13 protein-coding genes are annotated in these 15,072 nt (G+C 71.3%); 7 read left to right on the top strand and 6 right to left on the bottom strand.

Annotated features, from left to right (window positions below):
• Positions 1 to 6: 6 nt before the first annotated feature.
• The gene (locus OHT21_RS03705; protein WP_328766747.1) at positions 7 to 594 is read right to left on the bottom strand and encodes a carboxymuconolactone decarboxylase family protein; all 588 of its coding nucleotides are present in this window, start codon (positions 592 to 594) and stop codon (positions 7 to 9) included.
• A 139-nt stretch (positions 595 to 733) separates the two neighbouring features.
• Positions 734 to 1,960 carry an acyl-CoA dehydrogenase family protein gene (locus tag OHT21_RS03700; protein ID WP_328766746.1) on the bottom strand — a complete coding sequence of 409 codons (1,227 nt, stop codon included), beginning with the start codon at positions 1,958 to 1,960 and terminating at the stop codon, positions 734 to 736.
• 127 nt (positions 1,961 to 2,087) lie between these two features.
• Here OHT21_RS03700 and fabG point away from each other — a divergent pair, with 127 nt between their 5' ends.
• The 5 genes from fabG (at position 2,088) to OHT21_RS03675 (ending at position 7,669) form a co-directional block, all read left to right on the top strand.
• Positions 2,088 to 2,834, top strand: a complete 747-nt coding sequence (gene fabG, locus OHT21_RS03695; RefSeq protein WP_328766745.1) for a 3-oxoacyl-ACP reductase FabG — start codon at positions 2,088 to 2,090, stop codon at positions 2,832 to 2,834.
• Positions 2,835 to 2,948: 114 nt separating this feature from the next.
• Positions 2,949 to 4,199: an acetyl-CoA C-acetyltransferase gene (locus OHT21_RS03690; RefSeq protein WP_328766744.1), complete on the top strand. Its 1,251-nt coding sequence runs from the start codon at positions 2,949 to 2,951 to the stop codon at positions 4,197 to 4,199.
• On the top strand, positions 4,199 to 5,635 hold the full coding sequence (locus tag OHT21_RS03685; RefSeq protein ID WP_328766743.1) for an OB-fold domain-containing protein: 1,437 nt from the start codon (positions 4,199 to 4,201) through the stop codon (positions 5,633 to 5,635). The genes OHT21_RS03690 and OHT21_RS03685 overlap by 1 nt, the downstream gene beginning before the upstream one ends.
• A 12-nt stretch (positions 5,636 to 5,647) precedes the next feature.
• Positions 5,648 to 6,856: an acetyl-CoA acetyltransferase gene (locus tag OHT21_RS03680; RefSeq protein WP_328766742.1), complete on the top strand. Its 1,209-nt coding sequence runs from the start codon at positions 5,648 to 5,650 to the stop codon at positions 6,854 to 6,856.
• A gap of 18 nt (positions 6,857 to 6,874) precedes the next feature.
• A complete protein-coding gene (locus OHT21_RS03675) occupies positions 6,875 to 7,669 on the top strand; it encodes an SDR family NAD(P)-dependent oxidoreductase (RefSeq protein WP_328766741.1) in 795 nt (264 codons plus the stop codon).
• Between the two features lie 8 nt (positions 7,670 to 7,677).
• Here OHT21_RS03675 and OHT21_RS03670 read toward each other — a convergent pair whose 3' ends face one another.
• Positions 7,678 to 8,376: a response regulator transcription factor gene (locus OHT21_RS03670; protein WP_328766740.1), complete on the bottom strand. Its 699-nt coding sequence runs from the start codon at positions 8,374 to 8,376 to the stop codon at positions 7,678 to 7,680.
• Positions 8,361 to 9,662, bottom strand: coding sequence for a sensor histidine kinase (locus OHT21_RS03665; RefSeq protein WP_328766739.1), 1,302 nt, complete (start codon positions 9,660 to 9,662; stop codon positions 8,361 to 8,363). The genes OHT21_RS03670 and OHT21_RS03665 overlap by 16 nt, the downstream gene beginning before the upstream one ends.
• A 238-nt stretch (positions 9,663 to 9,900) precedes the next feature.
• Between OHT21_RS03665 and OHT21_RS03660 the strand changes: the two genes are divergently transcribed.
• A complete protein-coding gene (locus tag OHT21_RS03660) occupies positions 9,901 to 10,593 on the top strand; it encodes an ABC transporter ATP-binding protein (RefSeq protein WP_328766738.1) in 693 nt (230 codons plus the stop codon).
• Positions 10,590 to 12,968: an ABC transporter permease gene (locus OHT21_RS03655; RefSeq protein ID WP_328766737.1), complete on the top strand. Its 2,379-nt coding sequence runs from the start codon at positions 10,590 to 10,592 to the stop codon at positions 12,966 to 12,968. The genes OHT21_RS03660 and OHT21_RS03655 overlap by 4 nt, the downstream gene beginning before the upstream one ends.
• 68 nt (positions 12,969 to 13,036) lie before the next feature.
• Here OHT21_RS03655 and OHT21_RS03650 read toward each other — a convergent pair whose 3' ends face one another.
• Positions 13,037 to 13,714, bottom strand: a complete 678-nt coding sequence (locus OHT21_RS03650; protein WP_328766736.1) for a response regulator transcription factor — start codon at positions 13,712 to 13,714, stop codon at positions 13,037 to 13,039.
• Entirely contained in the window at positions 13,715 to 14,899 is a 1,185-nt protein-coding gene (locus tag OHT21_RS03645; RefSeq protein WP_328766735.1) for a sensor histidine kinase, read from the bottom strand.
• Between the last annotated feature and the right edge of the window lie 173 nt (positions 14,900 to 15,072).

The raw sequence follows: 15,072 nt of genomic DNA, 5'->3' as shown, positions 1-15,072 counted from the left end.
ATTCCGTCAGCTCATGGGAGGCAGTCCGGGTTCCGGCTGCACCTGCAGGGAGTTCAGGGTGAAGGCCAGCAGATGGTAGTGGCCCACCAGCATCGGCAGCTCGATCAACTGGCGCTCCGTCAGGTGCTGGGCCAGCCCTTCCCACGTCGACTGGCCGATCCGGGCGCCGGAGTGCAACTCGTCCGTGGCCCGCAGCAGTAACGACTGCCGTTCCGTCCAGCCCGGCGCGTCGGGACCGTCAGCGACCCGCGCCATGTCGTCCGGTGACAGCCCGGCCTTCGCAGCGATCCTCACGTGTTGGCCCCACTCGTAGGGCGACTCGCAATTGCGCGCCACTCGAAGGATCACCAACTCGCGTTCAGCGAAGGGCAGGTCGCCCGCAAGCAGCAACTGGCTGCTGAAGGGAAGCCAGGCGGCGAACAACTCCGGATGACGAGCAAGCGTCGTAAACACATGTGCCTCACCGAGCGAAGACACGCCGAGGCCCAGGGAACCGATGTCGGCGGACAACGTCTCCCGCACGGACTCAGCCCATTCCTCCGCGGGCTGCGGAGGAATGCGGGGCGCGGCGGGCGACAGCGGCGGCTCTGACACGCGGCCACGCTACGCCAAGCCCAGTCCGACGGAAACGCCGACGACAAGCCATTCGCAGAAGGGCTTCAGACCACGCGTCACCGACTTCGTCGCCGTGGGCGGCATCGAACTGCCCCGCATCCTGGGTGAGACCTGAGGATCACGCCCTCGGCTCGCGCGGCAGGCCCAGCACCTTCTCCGCGAGGATGTTCCGCTGGACCTGCGATGTCCCCGCGTAGATCGTGCCGGAGCGGGCGATCAGGTACGTCGTCGACCAGGACGCCGAGGAGTTCGCGGCGCCGGGGTCGTCCGTGCGGTACGTACGCAACGGCGGGCGCCCCACCGGTACTTGTCCATGCAGACCCATGATGTCCATCGCCAGGTCGGTGACCTGGGTGTGGTACTCGCTCCAGTACAGCTTGGAGATCGAGGACTCGGCCCCGGGTACCGCGCCCTTGAGCCAGCCCGTGAGCACCCGGTAGCCGAGATAGCGCATGATCTCGACCTTGGACCAGCACCAGGCGATGCGCTGCCGGATGACGGGATCCTGGTCCTTGCCGTAGTGGCGGGCCAGTTCGACGAGGCGCTCGACTTCCGCGCGGAACAGGATGGGGTTCGTCGCGGCCTCCTCCCCGCGCTCCACGCCCAGCAGGCTCTGGGCGACCGCCCAGCCGTTGTTCACTTCGCCCACGACGAGGTCGGCGCGGGTGCGGGCGCCGGTGAAGAAGACCTCGTTGAAGTGGAGTTGGCCGCTCATCATGCGGAACGGGCGTACTTCGACGCCGGGTTGGTGCAGGGGGACGAGCAGGAAGGAGATGCCCCGGTGCTTCGGGGCGTCGCGGTCGGTGCGGGCCAGGACGAAGATCCAGTCGCAGTGGTGGGCGCCCGACGTCCAGACCTTCTGGCCGTCGATGACCCAGTCCTCGCCGTCCCGCACCGCGCGCGTCGTGAGCGAGGCCAGGTCCGAGCCCGCGTCCGGCTCCGAGTACCCCTGGCACCAGGTGTCCTCGCCGCTCAGGATCCGCGGGAGGAAGTGGGCCTTCTGCTCATCGGTGCCCCAGCGCAGCAGCGTGTTCGCCAGCATCTTGACGCCGAAGGTGTCCTGCGGCAGCCCGAACGGCACGCCGGCCAGGGCCAGTTCCTCCATCAGAACGACCTGGTGGAGTTTGGAGAGGCCACGGCCGCCGTACTGCTCCGGCCAGGTCAGGGAGAGGTATCCGCGCTCGGCGAGCCGGGTCCGCCAGTCGCGGGCGAAGGCCCAGGCGGCCTCCTCGTCGAGGGCGCCGATGCCCGTCCAGCCGGCCGGCAGGGCGGACGCGAGGAACGCCTTGACCTCGGTGCGGAACGTCTCGGTCTCCGGCGGGTAACTGATGTCCACCTGCGTCATCTCCTCCTCGGCCGGGGCCCGCGCGCCGCTCTGCGACCAGTCGACCCCGGTTGATACTTTCAGCGTAATAGGTTATCTATTTTAGAGGAATAGTGAGTGCTGGCGACGAGTCGGGGCGGGCGACGACATGGGACTGCTGGACGGCCGGACCGCGGTGATCACCGGGGCCGCACAGGGCATCGGCTACGAGATCGCCTGCGTACTCGGCGGCGCGGGCGCGTCCGTCGTCATCGGCGACATCAATGAGGCCGCGGCGGCCGACGCCGCCGAACGCCTCGCGAAACTCGACGTCGCCGCCACCTCGCTGCGCTGCGACGTCACCGAAGAGGACGAGGTCGCGGCCCTGGTCGCGCACTGCGCCGACACCTTCGGGCCGGTCGGCGTCATGGTCAACAACGCCGGGATCACCCGGGACGCCACCCTGCGCAAGATGGCCCTCACCGACTTCCGCGCCGTCGTGGACGTCCACCTCACCGGCGCCTGGAACGGCACCCGGTACGCCGCCGCGGCGATGCGAGAACACGGCGCGGGCGGCAGCATCGTCAATATCTCCTCCATCGCCGGCAAGGTCGGCAACTTCGGCCAGACCAACTACAGCGCCGCCAAGGCCGGACTCGTCGGCCTCACCAAGGCCTCCGCCAAGGAACTGGCCGGAGCCGGAATCCGCGTCAACGCCGTCCAGCCCGGGCTGATCCGCACCGCCATGACCGAGGCGATGCCCCAGGCCGCCTGGGACGCGAAGCTGGCCGAGATCCCCATGGCCCGCGCCGGTGAGCCCGCCGAGGTCGCCCAGACGGTCCTCTTCCTCGCCTCCGACATGGCGAGCTACATCACCGGAGCCGTCCTCGAAGTGACCGGTGGCCGCTACATGTGAACGCTGCCGCCGCGTACGCGATCGGCGCCCCCATACCCGTACCCCTGGAGCCCACGCACCCCCCAAGTCCCGTACAGACGAAGTCCTTTGCCCCCGAACCGAAAGGCCCGCCCCATGCCCGCCCTCCTGCGTGACGCGGTGATCTGCGAACCCGTGCGTACCCCCGTCGGCGGTTACGGAGGCGCCTTCCGCGAGGTGACCGCGGCCGAGTTGGCCGCTACGGTCGTACGGGCCATCCTCGAGCGGACCGGAGTGCCGCCCAGTGCTGTGGACGACGTCCTGCTGGGCCAGTGCTATCCCAACGGCGAGGCGCCCGCGATCGGGCGGGTCGTCGCCCTGGACGCCGGACTGCCGGTGGAGGTGCCGGGGCTACAGATCGACCGGCGCTGCGGATCCGGACTGCAGGCCGTGATCAACGCCGCCATGCAGGTGCAGACCGGTGCCAGCGATCTCGTCCTCGCGGGTGGCGTGGAGTCCATGAGCCAGGCCGAGTTCTACACCACCGACGTGCGGTGGGGCGTACGCGGCGCCAGTACCACGCTGCACGACCGGCTGGCCCGTGGCCGGGTCACCTCCGGCGGGGTCAACCACCCTGTGGCGGGCGGGATGTTGGAGACCGCCGAGAACCTGCGCCGCGAGTACGGCATTCCGCGTGAGGAGCAGGACCTGCTCGCCCTGCGCTCGCACGAGAAGGCCGTCGCGGCCCAGCGGGCGGGGCGCTTCGCCGACGAGATCGTGCCCGTCACCGTACGGACGCGCAGAGGCGAGACCATCGTCGACACCGACGAACACCCGCGCCCCGACTCCTCGTTGGAGAAACTCGCCGCTCTGCGGCCCGTACTCGGCCGCCAGGACCCCGAGGCGACCGTGACCGCCGGGAACGCCAGCGGGCAGAACGACGGCGCCTCGATCTGCATCGTCACCCATCCCGAACGCGCGGCCGAGCTGGGGCTGCGTCCGCTCGGCCGGCTCGTCTCCTGGGCCGTCGTGGGCGTGCCCCCGGAGACGATGGGCATCGGGCCGGTCCCGGCGACAGCCCGTGCACTGGAGAGAGCGGGCCTGAAGCTCGCCGACATCGACCTCATCGAACTGAACGAGGCCTTCGCCGCCCAGGTGCTGGCCTGCACCCGTGAATGGGGCCTGACCGAGGGCGACTTCGAGAGGTTCAACGTCAACGGCTCCGGCATCTCGCTGGGCCACCCCGTCGGCGCCACCGGCGGTCGCGTTCTCGCCACCCTGCTGCGCGAACTCGACCGCCGCGAGGCCCGCTACGGCCTGGAGACCATGTGCCTCGGCGGCGGCCAAGGACTTGCCGCGGTCTTCGAACGGCCGACGACCACCACTCACGCTCTTGGAGGACGCTGATGGCCGGACTGATCGCATACGGCGCCTATGTGCCGCACCACCGTCTCGCGCGGGCCGACATCGCCGCCACCCTCGGGACCCGGGCGGCGAAGGGGACCCGCGCGGTCGCGGGCTACGACGAGGACACCACCTCGATGGCCGTGGAAGCGGCCCGTGGCGCCCTGACCGCCGATGGGCTGCGTTCCCGCGTCGGCCAGCTCTTCCTCGCCACCGCCGCACCCGCCTACCTCGACAAGACCAACGCGACCGCCGTGCACGCCGCGCTCTCCCTCGACGAGCACGTACTCGCCGTCGACATGGCCGGCTCCGTACGCTCCGGACTCGGCGCCCTGGTCACCGCCGCCCGTTCGCCGGTTCCGACCCTCGCGGTCCTGTCCGACCTGCGCACCGGGCTGCCCGGCGGTACGGACGAGAGCGCCGGCGGCGACGGCGCGGCGGCCTTCGTCTTCGGCGGGCACCGCGACGGGGCACCGGTCATCGCCGAACTCCTCGCCCACGACACCGTCAGCGACGAACTCCTCGACCGCTGGCGGCTGCCGGGTGCGCCCGCCTCCCGCGTCTGGGAGGAGCGGTTCGCCGAGGAGATCTACGTCGACCTCGCCGGCAAGGCCCTCGGCGCCGCGCTCGACCGCGCGGGACTGACCGCCGACGCCGTCGACCACTTCGCGGTCGCGGGACTGCACGCCCGGGCCTGTGCGGCGGTGCGCCGGACAGCGGGCGTACGGCCCGAGACGGTGACCGGAGACCTCACCGCGGCCATCGGCAACGCGGGCACGGCCCAGCCCGGACTGCTCCTCGCCGATGTCCTGGACCGCGCCCGGCCCGGCGAGACCATCGCGCTCGTCGTCCTCGGCGACGGCGCCGGAGTCCTGCTGCTGCGCACCACCGACGCCCTGCCCGCGCACCGCGCCGCCCGCCCGGTGGCCGCGCAGATCGCCACGGGCAGCGCCCCCGTCCCGTACGCCACCTACCTCACCTGGCGCGGGCTCCTCGACCGCGAGCCGCCCCGCCGACCGGACCCCGAGCCCCCGTACGCCCCGCCCGCGCACCGGCGCAACAGCTGGAAGTACGGCTTCGTCGCCTCCCGTTGCGAGAAGTGCGGGACGCGGCATCTGCCGCCGGACCGGGTGTGCGTGTCGTGCCGGAGCGTCGACGCGATGACCGACGAGCCGATGGAGCATGTACAGGGCACGGTGGCCACCTTCACGGTGGACCGGCTCGCGCACACGCCGAGCCCGCCGATGCTCGTCGTGGTCGTCGACTACGACGGCGGCGGCCGGTTCCGTTGCCAGCTCACCGACGCCACCGAGGCCGACGCCGTGATCGGCGCCCGTGTCGAGATGACCTTCCGGCGCACGGTCACCGCCGCCGGGGTGCACAACTACTTCTGGAAGGCCCGGCCCGTGCGGTTCGGCGCCGGCCCAGAGGAAGACTGAGGAGGTACGCAGATGGGCTCGCACGGAATCCGTGACCGTGTCGCGATCGTCGGCATGGGTTGCACCACCTTCGGCGAACACTGGACCCGTTCGGCGGACGATCTGCTGGTCGACGCCGTCGGCGAGGCGGTGACCTCGGCCGGGATCACGCTCGACGACATCGACGCGTTCTGGTTCGGCACGCAGGCCTCCGGTGTCTCCGGCCTCGCCCTCAGCCGGGCGCTGCATCTGCCGAACAAGCCGGTCACGCGCGTGGAGAACATGTGCGCCACCGGCTCGGAGGCGCTGCGTAACGCCTGTTATGCGGTGGCTTCGGGGGCGTACGACGTCGCGATGGCGGTCGGTGTGGAGAAGCTCAAGGACTCGGGCATGTCGGGGCTCTCGGGCACCACCATGCCCGGGGCCGGTGACGACAGCCGGGGCGAGATCACCGCCCCCGCCAACTTCTCCCTCCTTGCCCCCGCCTACGCGGCCAAGTACGGGCTCCCCGAGGACGAGATGAAGGACGTCATCACCCGTATCGCCTGGAAGAACCACGTCAACGGCGCCCGCAACCCCCGCGCCCAGTTCCGCAAGGAGGTGCCGCTGGAGCGCATCCGGTCGGCGCCGATCGTGGCGGGCATGCTCGGTGTCTTCGACTGCTCGGGAGTCTCCGACGGTTCGGCCGCCGCGATCGTGGTGCGGGCCGAGGACGCGTACAAGTACACGGACAAGCCCGTCTTCGTGAAGGCGCTGTCCTTCGTCGCCGGGCCCGCCGACGGACTCATGGACCCCGAGTACGACTTCACCACCTTCCCTGAGGTCGTCGCGTCCGCGCAGGAGGCGTACCGGCAGGCGGGCATCACCGATCCGCGTACGGAACTCGCGCTCGCCGAGGTCCACGACTGCTTCACGCCCACCGAGCTGGTGCTCATGGAGGACCTGGGCTTCTCCGACCGCGGCCAGGCGTGGAAGGACGTCACCAGCGGGCAGTTCGACCTGGACGGCGGGCTGCCGGTGAACCCCGACGGCGGGCTCAAGGCCTTCGGCCACCCGATCGGCGCCTCGGGACTGCGCATGATGTTCGAGGCCTGGCTCCAACTGCGCGGCGAGGCACCCCCGGAACGTACGGTGCGCACCCTGGCCGAGGGACGCTCGCTCGCGCTCACCCACAACCTGGGCGGCGGACCGGGCGAATGCGTCTCCTTCGTGTCGGTCGTCGGCAGCGAACTCACCGACTGAGTAAGGGAGTTCGGGGTTATGGGACGACTCGACGGCAAGGTCGCCGTGGTGACCGGGGCCGCCTCCGGCATTGGTGCCGCCACCGCGCGCCGGGTGGCGGCCGAGGGCGCGCACACCGTGGTCGCCGATCTGAACCTCGACGGCGCGAAGGCGGTGACGGAGGAGATCACCGCCGACGGTGGCTCGGCGACGGCCGTGCTCGTCGACCTCGGCGACATCGAGAGCGTACGGGCCATGGTGGAGGCCGCGGTGGCGACGTACGGCGGACTCGACATCCTGCACAACAACGCGGCGGCCACCCACCTGGCCGCCCGTCAGGACCTCCCGGTCGCGGACGCCGATCCGGCCGTCTGGGACGACACCATGCGGATCAATCTGCGCGGCACGATGGTCGCGATCCAAGCCGCCGTGCCGCACATGATCGCGCGCGGCGGAGGCTCCGTCATCAACACCACGTCCGGCTCCGGGCTTTCGGGCGACCTGCGCAATCCCGCGTACGGCGCCTCCAAGGCCGCGCTGATCAATCTGACGCAGTACGTCGCCACGCAGTACGGCAAGCAGGGTGTGCGCTGCAACGCCGTCGCGCCCGGGTTCATCGTCACCGAGGCGAAGACCGGGGAGGCGTACGAGCCGATCAAGCAGACCATGCTGCGTCACCACCTCACGCCGCGCCTCGGCCGGCCGGAGGACATCGCCGCAGCGGTGGTGTTCCTGGCCTCGGACGAGGCGGCGTTCATCACCGGGCAGACGTTGTGCGTGGACGGCGGGCTGCTGGCGCATCAGCCGTATGTGGCGGACCTGCGCGACAAGTGACCCCTGCGTCAGGTCGTGGTCGGGCCTCCCGGGGAGATCAGTCCGGTCTCATAAGCGAGGACGACGGCCTGGACGCGGTCGCGGAGGTCCAGCTTCGACAGGATGCGGCCGATGTGTGTCTTGACCGTGGTCGGGCTGAGGTGCAGCCGGTCCGCGAGTTCGGCGTTGCTCAGGCCGGTCGCGAGCAGGCGGAGCACCTCGAGCTCGCGCGGGGTCAGCCCGGACAGGTCCCGGTGGAGGCCGGCCGGGCGGGCCTCCTCGCGGTGGGCGAAGCGCTCGATCAGACGGCGGGTGATCGTGGGCGCGAGCAGGGCGTCGCCGGACTGCACGAGGCGTACGGCGGCCACCAGGTGCTCGGGTGTGACGTCCTTGAGCAGGAAGCCGCTGGCGCCGGCGGTGAGCGCGGCGTAGACGTAGTGGTCGAGGTCGTACGTGGTGAGGATGATGACCCGTGTCTCCTGCGGTCCTTCGCCGCCGAGGATGCGCCGGGTGGCCTCGATGCCGTCCATCCGCGGCATCCGGATGTCCATGAGGACGACATCGGGCCGGGTGCGCCGGACGGCGGCGACCGCCTCCGCCCCGTCGGCCGCCTCGGCCGTCACCTCGATGCCGTCAGCGGCGAGGATCATCCCGAATCCCGTACGCACCAGGGCTTGGTCGTCGGCGATGACCGCGCGCAGCGGCGGCCGGTTCACGCGATCCGCCACGGGACTCGGGCCTTGATCCGGTAGCCGCCGGTGAGGGTGGGTCCGGCTGTGAGTTCGCCGCCGTAGACCGCCAGCCGTTCGCGCAGCCCGATCAGGCCGCGGCCGTTGCCGTCCGCCGGCGGTGAGTCGTGGGCGCCGCCGGTGTCGGTGATTTCGATCTCCAGACAGTCGTCGGCGTAGCCGATCATGACGGAGGCCTCGGCGCCGGGTGCGTGTTTGATCGTGTTGGTCAGTGCCTCCTGCACGACGCGATACGCCGCGAGGTCCACCCCGGGCGGCAGCGGGTCCGGGGGCAGCGACACCGCGACGCCGACCGGTGTCCCGGCGGCGCGGACGCGTTCGGTCAGGGCGTCGAGCTGCCCGAGGCCGGGCTGCGGCTCCAGGCCGTCGGCGGGGGTGTCGGGGCGGCCGGTGTCCGGACCGGCCAACAGGCCCATCACATGCCGGAGTTCGGCCATGGCGGCCCGGCCTCCGGCCTCGACCGCCAGGAGTGCTTCCTTCGACCGCGCCGGCGCCGCGTCCATCACCTTGCGCGCCGCGCCTGCCTGGATGACCATCACGCTCACATTGTGGGTCACGACGTCGTGCAACTCGGCGGCTATGCGGGCGCGTTCCTCTTCGACGGCCCGCCGCGTTGCCTCCTCCTGGGCCTGCTGGAGCCGTGCGTACCGGTCCCTGCTTGCCGCCAGTTGGCGCTTCCAGATCCGGACGAGGCCGGCCAGCACCCCGGCGATCAGCAGCACGACCGCAGGGCTCGACCAGCCCGGAAGGACGGGCTCCGTGTCCCGGAACGCGAGGCCCGCCAGCACGGCGGCGATGACCAGTGCGGCCATGGCCCACATCCGGTAGCGGCTGTGGACGACGGCACTGATCGCGCCGATGACGCAGGTCAGCACGCTGATCCAGGAGGCGTCGTCGACCATGGCCAGCGTCGCGGCCATCACCACGGCGAACGCCGCCAACGGATACCGGCGGCGGGCGGCCAGCGGCAGCGCCGACAGCACGACGAGCGGCCAGAGCCCTGTCAGTGACGAGGTCTCTTCCTCCGGCACCAGGACGCCGGGAGGCGTTGGAGGCGGCGGGGGCCGGAACGGAGCGTCCCGGTCGATCTGGACCGGTCCGCTGTCGGGATACCGCGCGACCCACACCAGCGCGACGACGGTCAGCACGATGGCCAGCACCACATCGGCACGCACCGCCCGCCGCGACAGCGGCGCGGGTTTCGCCTCCGGCCGTAGCGCGTCGCGCAGCTGCTGACGCCATCCGCGCCGGTCCTCCGTCTCCATCGGCTCATTGTGCGGCCCGCCCTCCCGGTGTCGCGTCCGCCTGTACGGCCAAAACGCCGTCCCGCAGGCGTACTTCGCAGGGATGACCCCGCCGCCGGATCCTCCGCGGGGACGGTCGGATGTCGGTGCCGTGGCCGACGCGCCACCAGAGCGCACGCCCCTACGTTCGCCGGGACCGGCCAAGGCATGAGCCCGCTCGGCTCTCCCGGCCCTCTCGACCGTAAGGACGGACCACTCCATGACTCACGTGATCGCACTGGAGGGCGTGGCCAAGCGCTACGACAGCGCCGGCGCGCCCGCGCTCGGACCGCTCGACCTCAGCATCGCCCAGGGCGAGGCCCTTGCCGTGACGGGCCCTTCCGGCAGCGGCAAGTCCACGCTGCTGAACCTCGTCGCCGGCCTGGACAAGCCGACCGAAGGCACCGTGACAGTGGCTGGGCGGCGCATCGACCAGCTGAGCGAGCACGCCCTGGCCCGGTTCCGCCGCGAGCGGATCGGGATGGTCTTCCAGCTCTTCAATCTCCTCGACGACCTCACCGTCGCCGACAACATCCAGCTCCCCGCCCAACTGACCGGGACCGCGCGGCGCACGGCCGCGGCCCGCGCGGGTGAGCTCATGGAGGTGCTGGGCATCCAGAAGCACGCCCGCGCCTATCCGGGCCGGCTGTCCGGAGGCGAACGCCAGCGGGTCGCGGTCGCCCGCGCGCTGGTCAACCGGCCCGCGCTGCTGCTCGCCGACGAGCCGACCGGCGCGCTCGACACCGCCTCGGGCCAGGACGTACGGGACCTGCTGGTGGATCTGAACCGCGGCGGGCAGACCATCGTGCTGGTCACGCACGACCTCGCGCTGGCTCAGGCGTGCGCGAGCCGCACGATCCATCTGGTCGACGGTCACCTCGCCCTCAACACGCATGCGGAGGCCGTCCGATGAGCCGCATCGGCACCGGCGCGCTCGGCCGCGTCGTACGCTCCGGGGTGGGCCGGCGCAGGGTGCAAACCGTGGTGATCGCCGTGGCCGTGATGATGGCCGTGGCCTCGGCCGTGGTCGCCGGATCGCTGATGGTCGCCGCGGACGCCCCCTTCGACAAGGCCTTCGCCCGGCAGAACGGGCCGCACATCACCGCGGAGTACGACCCGGCGAAGGCAACCACGGCACAGTTGACGGCCACCGGTCGGCTGGACGGCGTCACCGCGACCGCGGGACCGTACCCGGTCGCGACGCTCCGCCCGGTGGACGCGGGCGGCGGCCACCTGCGGCCCATCACCCTGGCCGGGCGCTCCACCCCGCACGCCTACGTGGACGACCTGGAGCTGTCCTCCGGCCAGTGGGCGACGAACCCGGGCGAGATCGTGATCACCTCGCAGGTGGCCGGCCCCGCCCTCGGACTCGGCACCGAGCTGAAGACCTCGGACGCCTCCGACGCACCGACCCTGACGGTCGTCGGCATCGCCGTCTCGGCCGGCCGGTCCGCCGACGCCTGGGCAACTCCCGCCCAGGTAAGGGCACTTGCCGCGAAGGACACCCCGGTCACCCATCAGATGCTCTACCGCTTCGACTCCGCGGACACCGGCGGCCACATCGCCGCAGCCCGCAAGCAACTCGCCGCCGCCGTACCGCAGGGGGCGCTCCTCGGCACCCAGTCCTACCTGGACACCAAACGCGCCGCCGACGCGGGCGCGGCGCCCACCATCCCCTTCCTGATCGCCTTCGGCGTGCTCGGCATCGCGATGTCGGTGATCATCGTCGGCAGTGTGGTCAGCGGCGCGGTCGGCACCGGCCTGCGCAGGATCGGCATCCTCAAGGCCATCGGCTTCACCCCGCGCGAGGTCGTCCGCGCCTATGTCGCCCAGGCGTTGATTCCGGCCGGCGTCGGTATCGGCCTTGGCGTCGTGCTGGGCAACCTGCTGGCCGTACCGCTGCTGGACGGCACCGAGCAGGCGTACGGCACCGCCTCCCTGTCGGTGGCATGGTGGGTGGACGTCGTCGTACTGGTCGCCGCGCTGCTCGTCGTGGGGCTCGCGGCACTCGTCCCCGCGCTGCGGGCCGGACGGCTGCGTACCGTCGAGGCCATCGCCGTCGGCCGTGCACCGCGCACCGGGCGCGGACAGTGGGCGCACCGGGCGGCGGGCCGGCTGCCACTGCCCCGCGCGGTGACCTACGGCCTCGCCGCGCCCTTCGCCCACCCGGTCCGCACGGCCGCGATGCTCCTCGCGGTGGCCTTCGGCACGGTCGCGGCGACCTTCGCCGTGGGCCTGACCTCGTCCCTGAACGCGGTCGGTGCGGCCCAGGATCCCGAGAACAGAGCGGCGGTCAGCGTCTTCACCGGCACCGGACCGGCCGTCACGCCCGGCGGCCCCGCCCCCGCGCCGGGCACGGCCGAGCCCCCGGCCGCCGCCGACCCGGCACGCGTGCGCGCCGCCATCGAGGCACAGGCCGGCACCGCCTCGTACTACGGCAAGACCCAGGCGGACGTCACCGTCGGCGGCGTCTCCGGCATCGTCCAAGCCACCCTCTACCAGGGCGACTCACGCTCCGGAGCCTACGAGAGGATCTCCGGCCACTGGATCACCGGTCGGGGTCAGGTCGTCGTGCCCTCGCGCTTCCTGGAGAAGACCGGCACCGAGATCGGCGACACGATACGGGTGACCCACCAGCAGCGCACCCAGACGCTGCGCATCGTCGGGGAGGCCTTCGACACCTCGGACGACGAGCTGGAGATCCACGCGGACCTGGCCGACTTCCCGAATGCCGCACCCGGAGTGTTCCTCGTCGAGGTGAAGTCCGGCGTCTCCCCCACCGAGTACGCCCGGAATCTGGCCGCGGCGGTCCAGCCCCTTGGCGGCGACGCAATCGCCAACTCCTCCTCGGAACAGGACAACTTCGTCCTCATCCTGAACGCGATGGCCGCACTGCTCACCCTCATGCTGGTCTCCGTGGCCGGGCTCGGCGTGCTCAACTCCGTCGTCCTGGACACCCGGGAACGCGTCCATGACCTGGGCGTCTGTAAGGCGCTTGGCATGTCGCCGCGGCAGACGGTCAGCCTCGTACTCGCCTCGGTGGCCGGGATCGGTGTGCTCGGCGGTCTCGTCGGTGTGCCGGCCGGGTTCGCGCTGCACGGCTTTGTGCTGCCCGTGATGGGGCACGCCGCGGGCACCGAACTGCCGCCGTCGGTCCTCGAGGTGTACGAGACCCCGCACCTGGTGCTGTTGGGCCTGGCCGGGATCGCCATCGCGCTGCTCGGCGCGCTGATCCCGGCGGGCTGGGCGGCCAGGACCCGTACGGCTACGGCATTGCGCACGGAGTGAGCCCACTTGCCGAAGCCCGGTGCGACACCACTCTCCCGGAGCAGCGTCGGCGTCCTGTGCCAGGCCGGTCATTCCTCCGCGTCGCGGACCAGGAGCGCGATCTGCACCCGGTTCTCGACCGCCAGCTTGGCGAACAGGCTGCCGGTGTGGGCCTTGACCGTCGCGATGCTGATGTTCAGTCGCTGGGCGATCTCTGGGTTGCCCAGGCCGTCCGCGATGGCTCGGGCGGTTTCTCGTTCTCGTTCGGTCAGTGTGGACAGCTGGGTTCGTGCTGCTTCGCGGGATGAGGTGCGGGCGTGAGCGGACTGGGGGCCGGTGGCCGCGGCGATCACTCGTGCCGTGGCCGCTGGGGACAGGACGGGGTTGCCGTTCGCGACGGTTCGTACCGCTTCGAGGATCTGCGGGGGTTGGGTGTCTTTGAGGACGAAGCCGAGTGCTCCGGCGCGCAGGGAGCCGAGTACCAGGTCGTCGGAGTCGAAGGTGGTCAGCATGAGCACCCGGGGCGGCGTGGGGCGGGTGAGGAGTTCCCGGGTGGTGCTGAGACCGTCGCGGCCGGGCATGCGTACGTCCATCAGGACGACGTCCGGCTGCTGTTCGTCCACCACGGTGAGCGCGGCGTCGCCGTCGGCCGCCTCCGCGACGACGGTCAGGTCCGGTTCGCCGTCGATGACGAGTCGCAGCGCCATGCGCACCAGTTGTTCGTCGTCGACGATGACGACACGCACCGGTTCCTGATCGGTATCCACTCAGGTTCTCGTTTCGTGGGTGGGGTGCGGCCAGGGTAGTTGCGCGGTGAGGAGGTAGCCGTTGTCGGGGGTGGGGTGGTGGTTGAGTTTTCCGCCGGCGAGGGTGATGCGTTCGGTGAGGCCGAGCAGGCCGAATCCCGATTCCGGTGGTTGGGTGATTGCTGGGGTGGAGGGGGAGTTGTGGACGGTGACGTTGAGTTCGTCGCCGGCTGTTCCTTCGAGGGTGATGTGTACGTGTGCGCCGGGGGCGTGTTTGGCGGCGTTGGTCAGGCCTTCCTGGACGATCCGGTAGCAGGTGCGCCCGATGGCGTCGGGCGGTGTTCCCGTCACGGTGGTGGTGAGCGTGACGTCCAGTCCGGAGGTGCGGGCCTCGGCCACCAGGTCGGGGATTCGGTCGAAGTCGGGCTGGGGTGGCTCCGGGCGGCCCGGGTCGGCGCGGAGCACGCCGAGGACGTCCCGTAGTTCTTCCAGGGCTTGGTGGGAGCCGTCGGCGATGCCGCGGACCAGTACGCGGTTCTCCTCGGCTGTGAGGCCGCCGCTGCGGTGGTCCAGCACTCCGGCCTGCATGGCGACCAGGGAGATGCGGTGCGCGAGTACGTCGTGCATCTCGCGGGCGATCCGGTTGCGTTCCAGGGCCCGTGCCTGCGCCGCGCGTGCGGTCTGTTCCCGTTCCGCGCTCTCCGCCCGGTCGCGCAAGGACCGCACTTCGACACGGCGGGCGCCGATGGCCATGCCCGCGGCCACCGCGATGCCCGCGATCAGTACCGGAAACGCGAGCTGGAGCCATAAGGAGGCGGACGAACTCCGTACCGGGTAGAGCCCGCTGGCGAACTGTGACGCGGTCACGAAGACGAGCCCGACGGCACCGATCTCCACCGGACGGCGACGAGTGGAGATCGAGACCAGCGCCAGAAACGCGGCGCCGGACGCGAGTGCCGACGTGGTCGAGGCGATGGCGACCGTCATGGCGACGACGAGCGGGAACCGCCGCCGCCACAGAAGCGCCGTCAGGCAGCCGAGAGCCACCAGCGGGTCGCCGATGGCGAACCACGCGCTCGTTTCGCCTGTCTGCTCCCGCAGCAGCACACCGATGGAGAGCCAGAGGGGGATGCCCACTGCCGCGGCCGCCACCAGCCGCCAGGTCTGCTGCCACCACCCGAGCCGTGGCGCGACGTCTGTATTCACCTGGCCATTGTCGCGACACCGTACGGCGGGTGAGTCAGACCAAGGGCTGAGGCGGGCCTAGACCAGAGTCGAAGCACCGCCTCGCCCGTGGTCGAAGACGGTTCGAGCCGCCGGGCTGACGTGCCGGCTGTGCTGGCACGGACAGACTCGTTCGCGTGCCGGGACAAGGGCCC

Source organism: Streptomyces sp. NBC_00286 (assembly GCF_036173125.1).
In the GTDB taxonomy this organism is placed as follows: domain Bacteria; phylum Actinomycetota; class Actinomycetes; order Streptomycetales; family Streptomycetaceae; genus Streptomyces.
The sequence above is the reverse complement of the archived record's forward strand: the minus strand, read 5'-3'. Positions and strand labels throughout refer to the sequence as shown.

Bases quoted from the DNA above. Each gene is read 5' to 3' on its own strand.
- OHT21_RS03665 (WP_328766739.1), bottom strand. From the start codon at position 9,662: ATGGAGACGGAGGACCGGCGCGGATGGCGTCAGCAGCTGCGCGACGCG.
- OHT21_RS03655 (WP_328766737.1), top strand. From the start codon at position 10,590: ATGAGCCGCATCGGCACCGGCGCGCTCGGCCGCGTCGTACGCTCCGGG.
- OHT21_RS03675 (WP_328766741.1), top strand. From the start codon at position 6,875: ATGGGACGACTCGACGGCAAGGTCGCCGTGGTGACCGGGGCCGCCTCC.
- OHT21_RS03685 (WP_328766743.1), top strand. From the start codon at position 4,199: ATGGCCGGACTGATCGCATACGGCGCCTATGTGCCGCACCACCGTCTC.
- OHT21_RS03660 (WP_328766738.1), top strand. From the start codon at position 9,901: ATGACTCACGTGATCGCACTGGAGGGCGTGGCCAAGCGCTACGACAGC.
- fabG (WP_328766745.1), top strand. From the start codon at position 2,088: ATGGGACTGCTGGACGGCCGGACCGCGGTGATCACCGGGGCCGCACAG.
- OHT21_RS03700 (WP_328766746.1), bottom strand. From the start codon at position 1,960: ATGACGCAGGTGGACATCAGTTACCCGCCGGAGACCGAGACGTTCCGC.
- OHT21_RS03680 (WP_328766742.1), top strand. From the start codon at position 5,648: ATGGGCTCGCACGGAATCCGTGACCGTGTCGCGATCGTCGGCATGGGT.
- OHT21_RS03690 (WP_328766744.1), top strand. From the start codon at position 2,949: ATGCCCGCCCTCCTGCGTGACGCGGTGATCTGCGAACCCGTGCGTACC.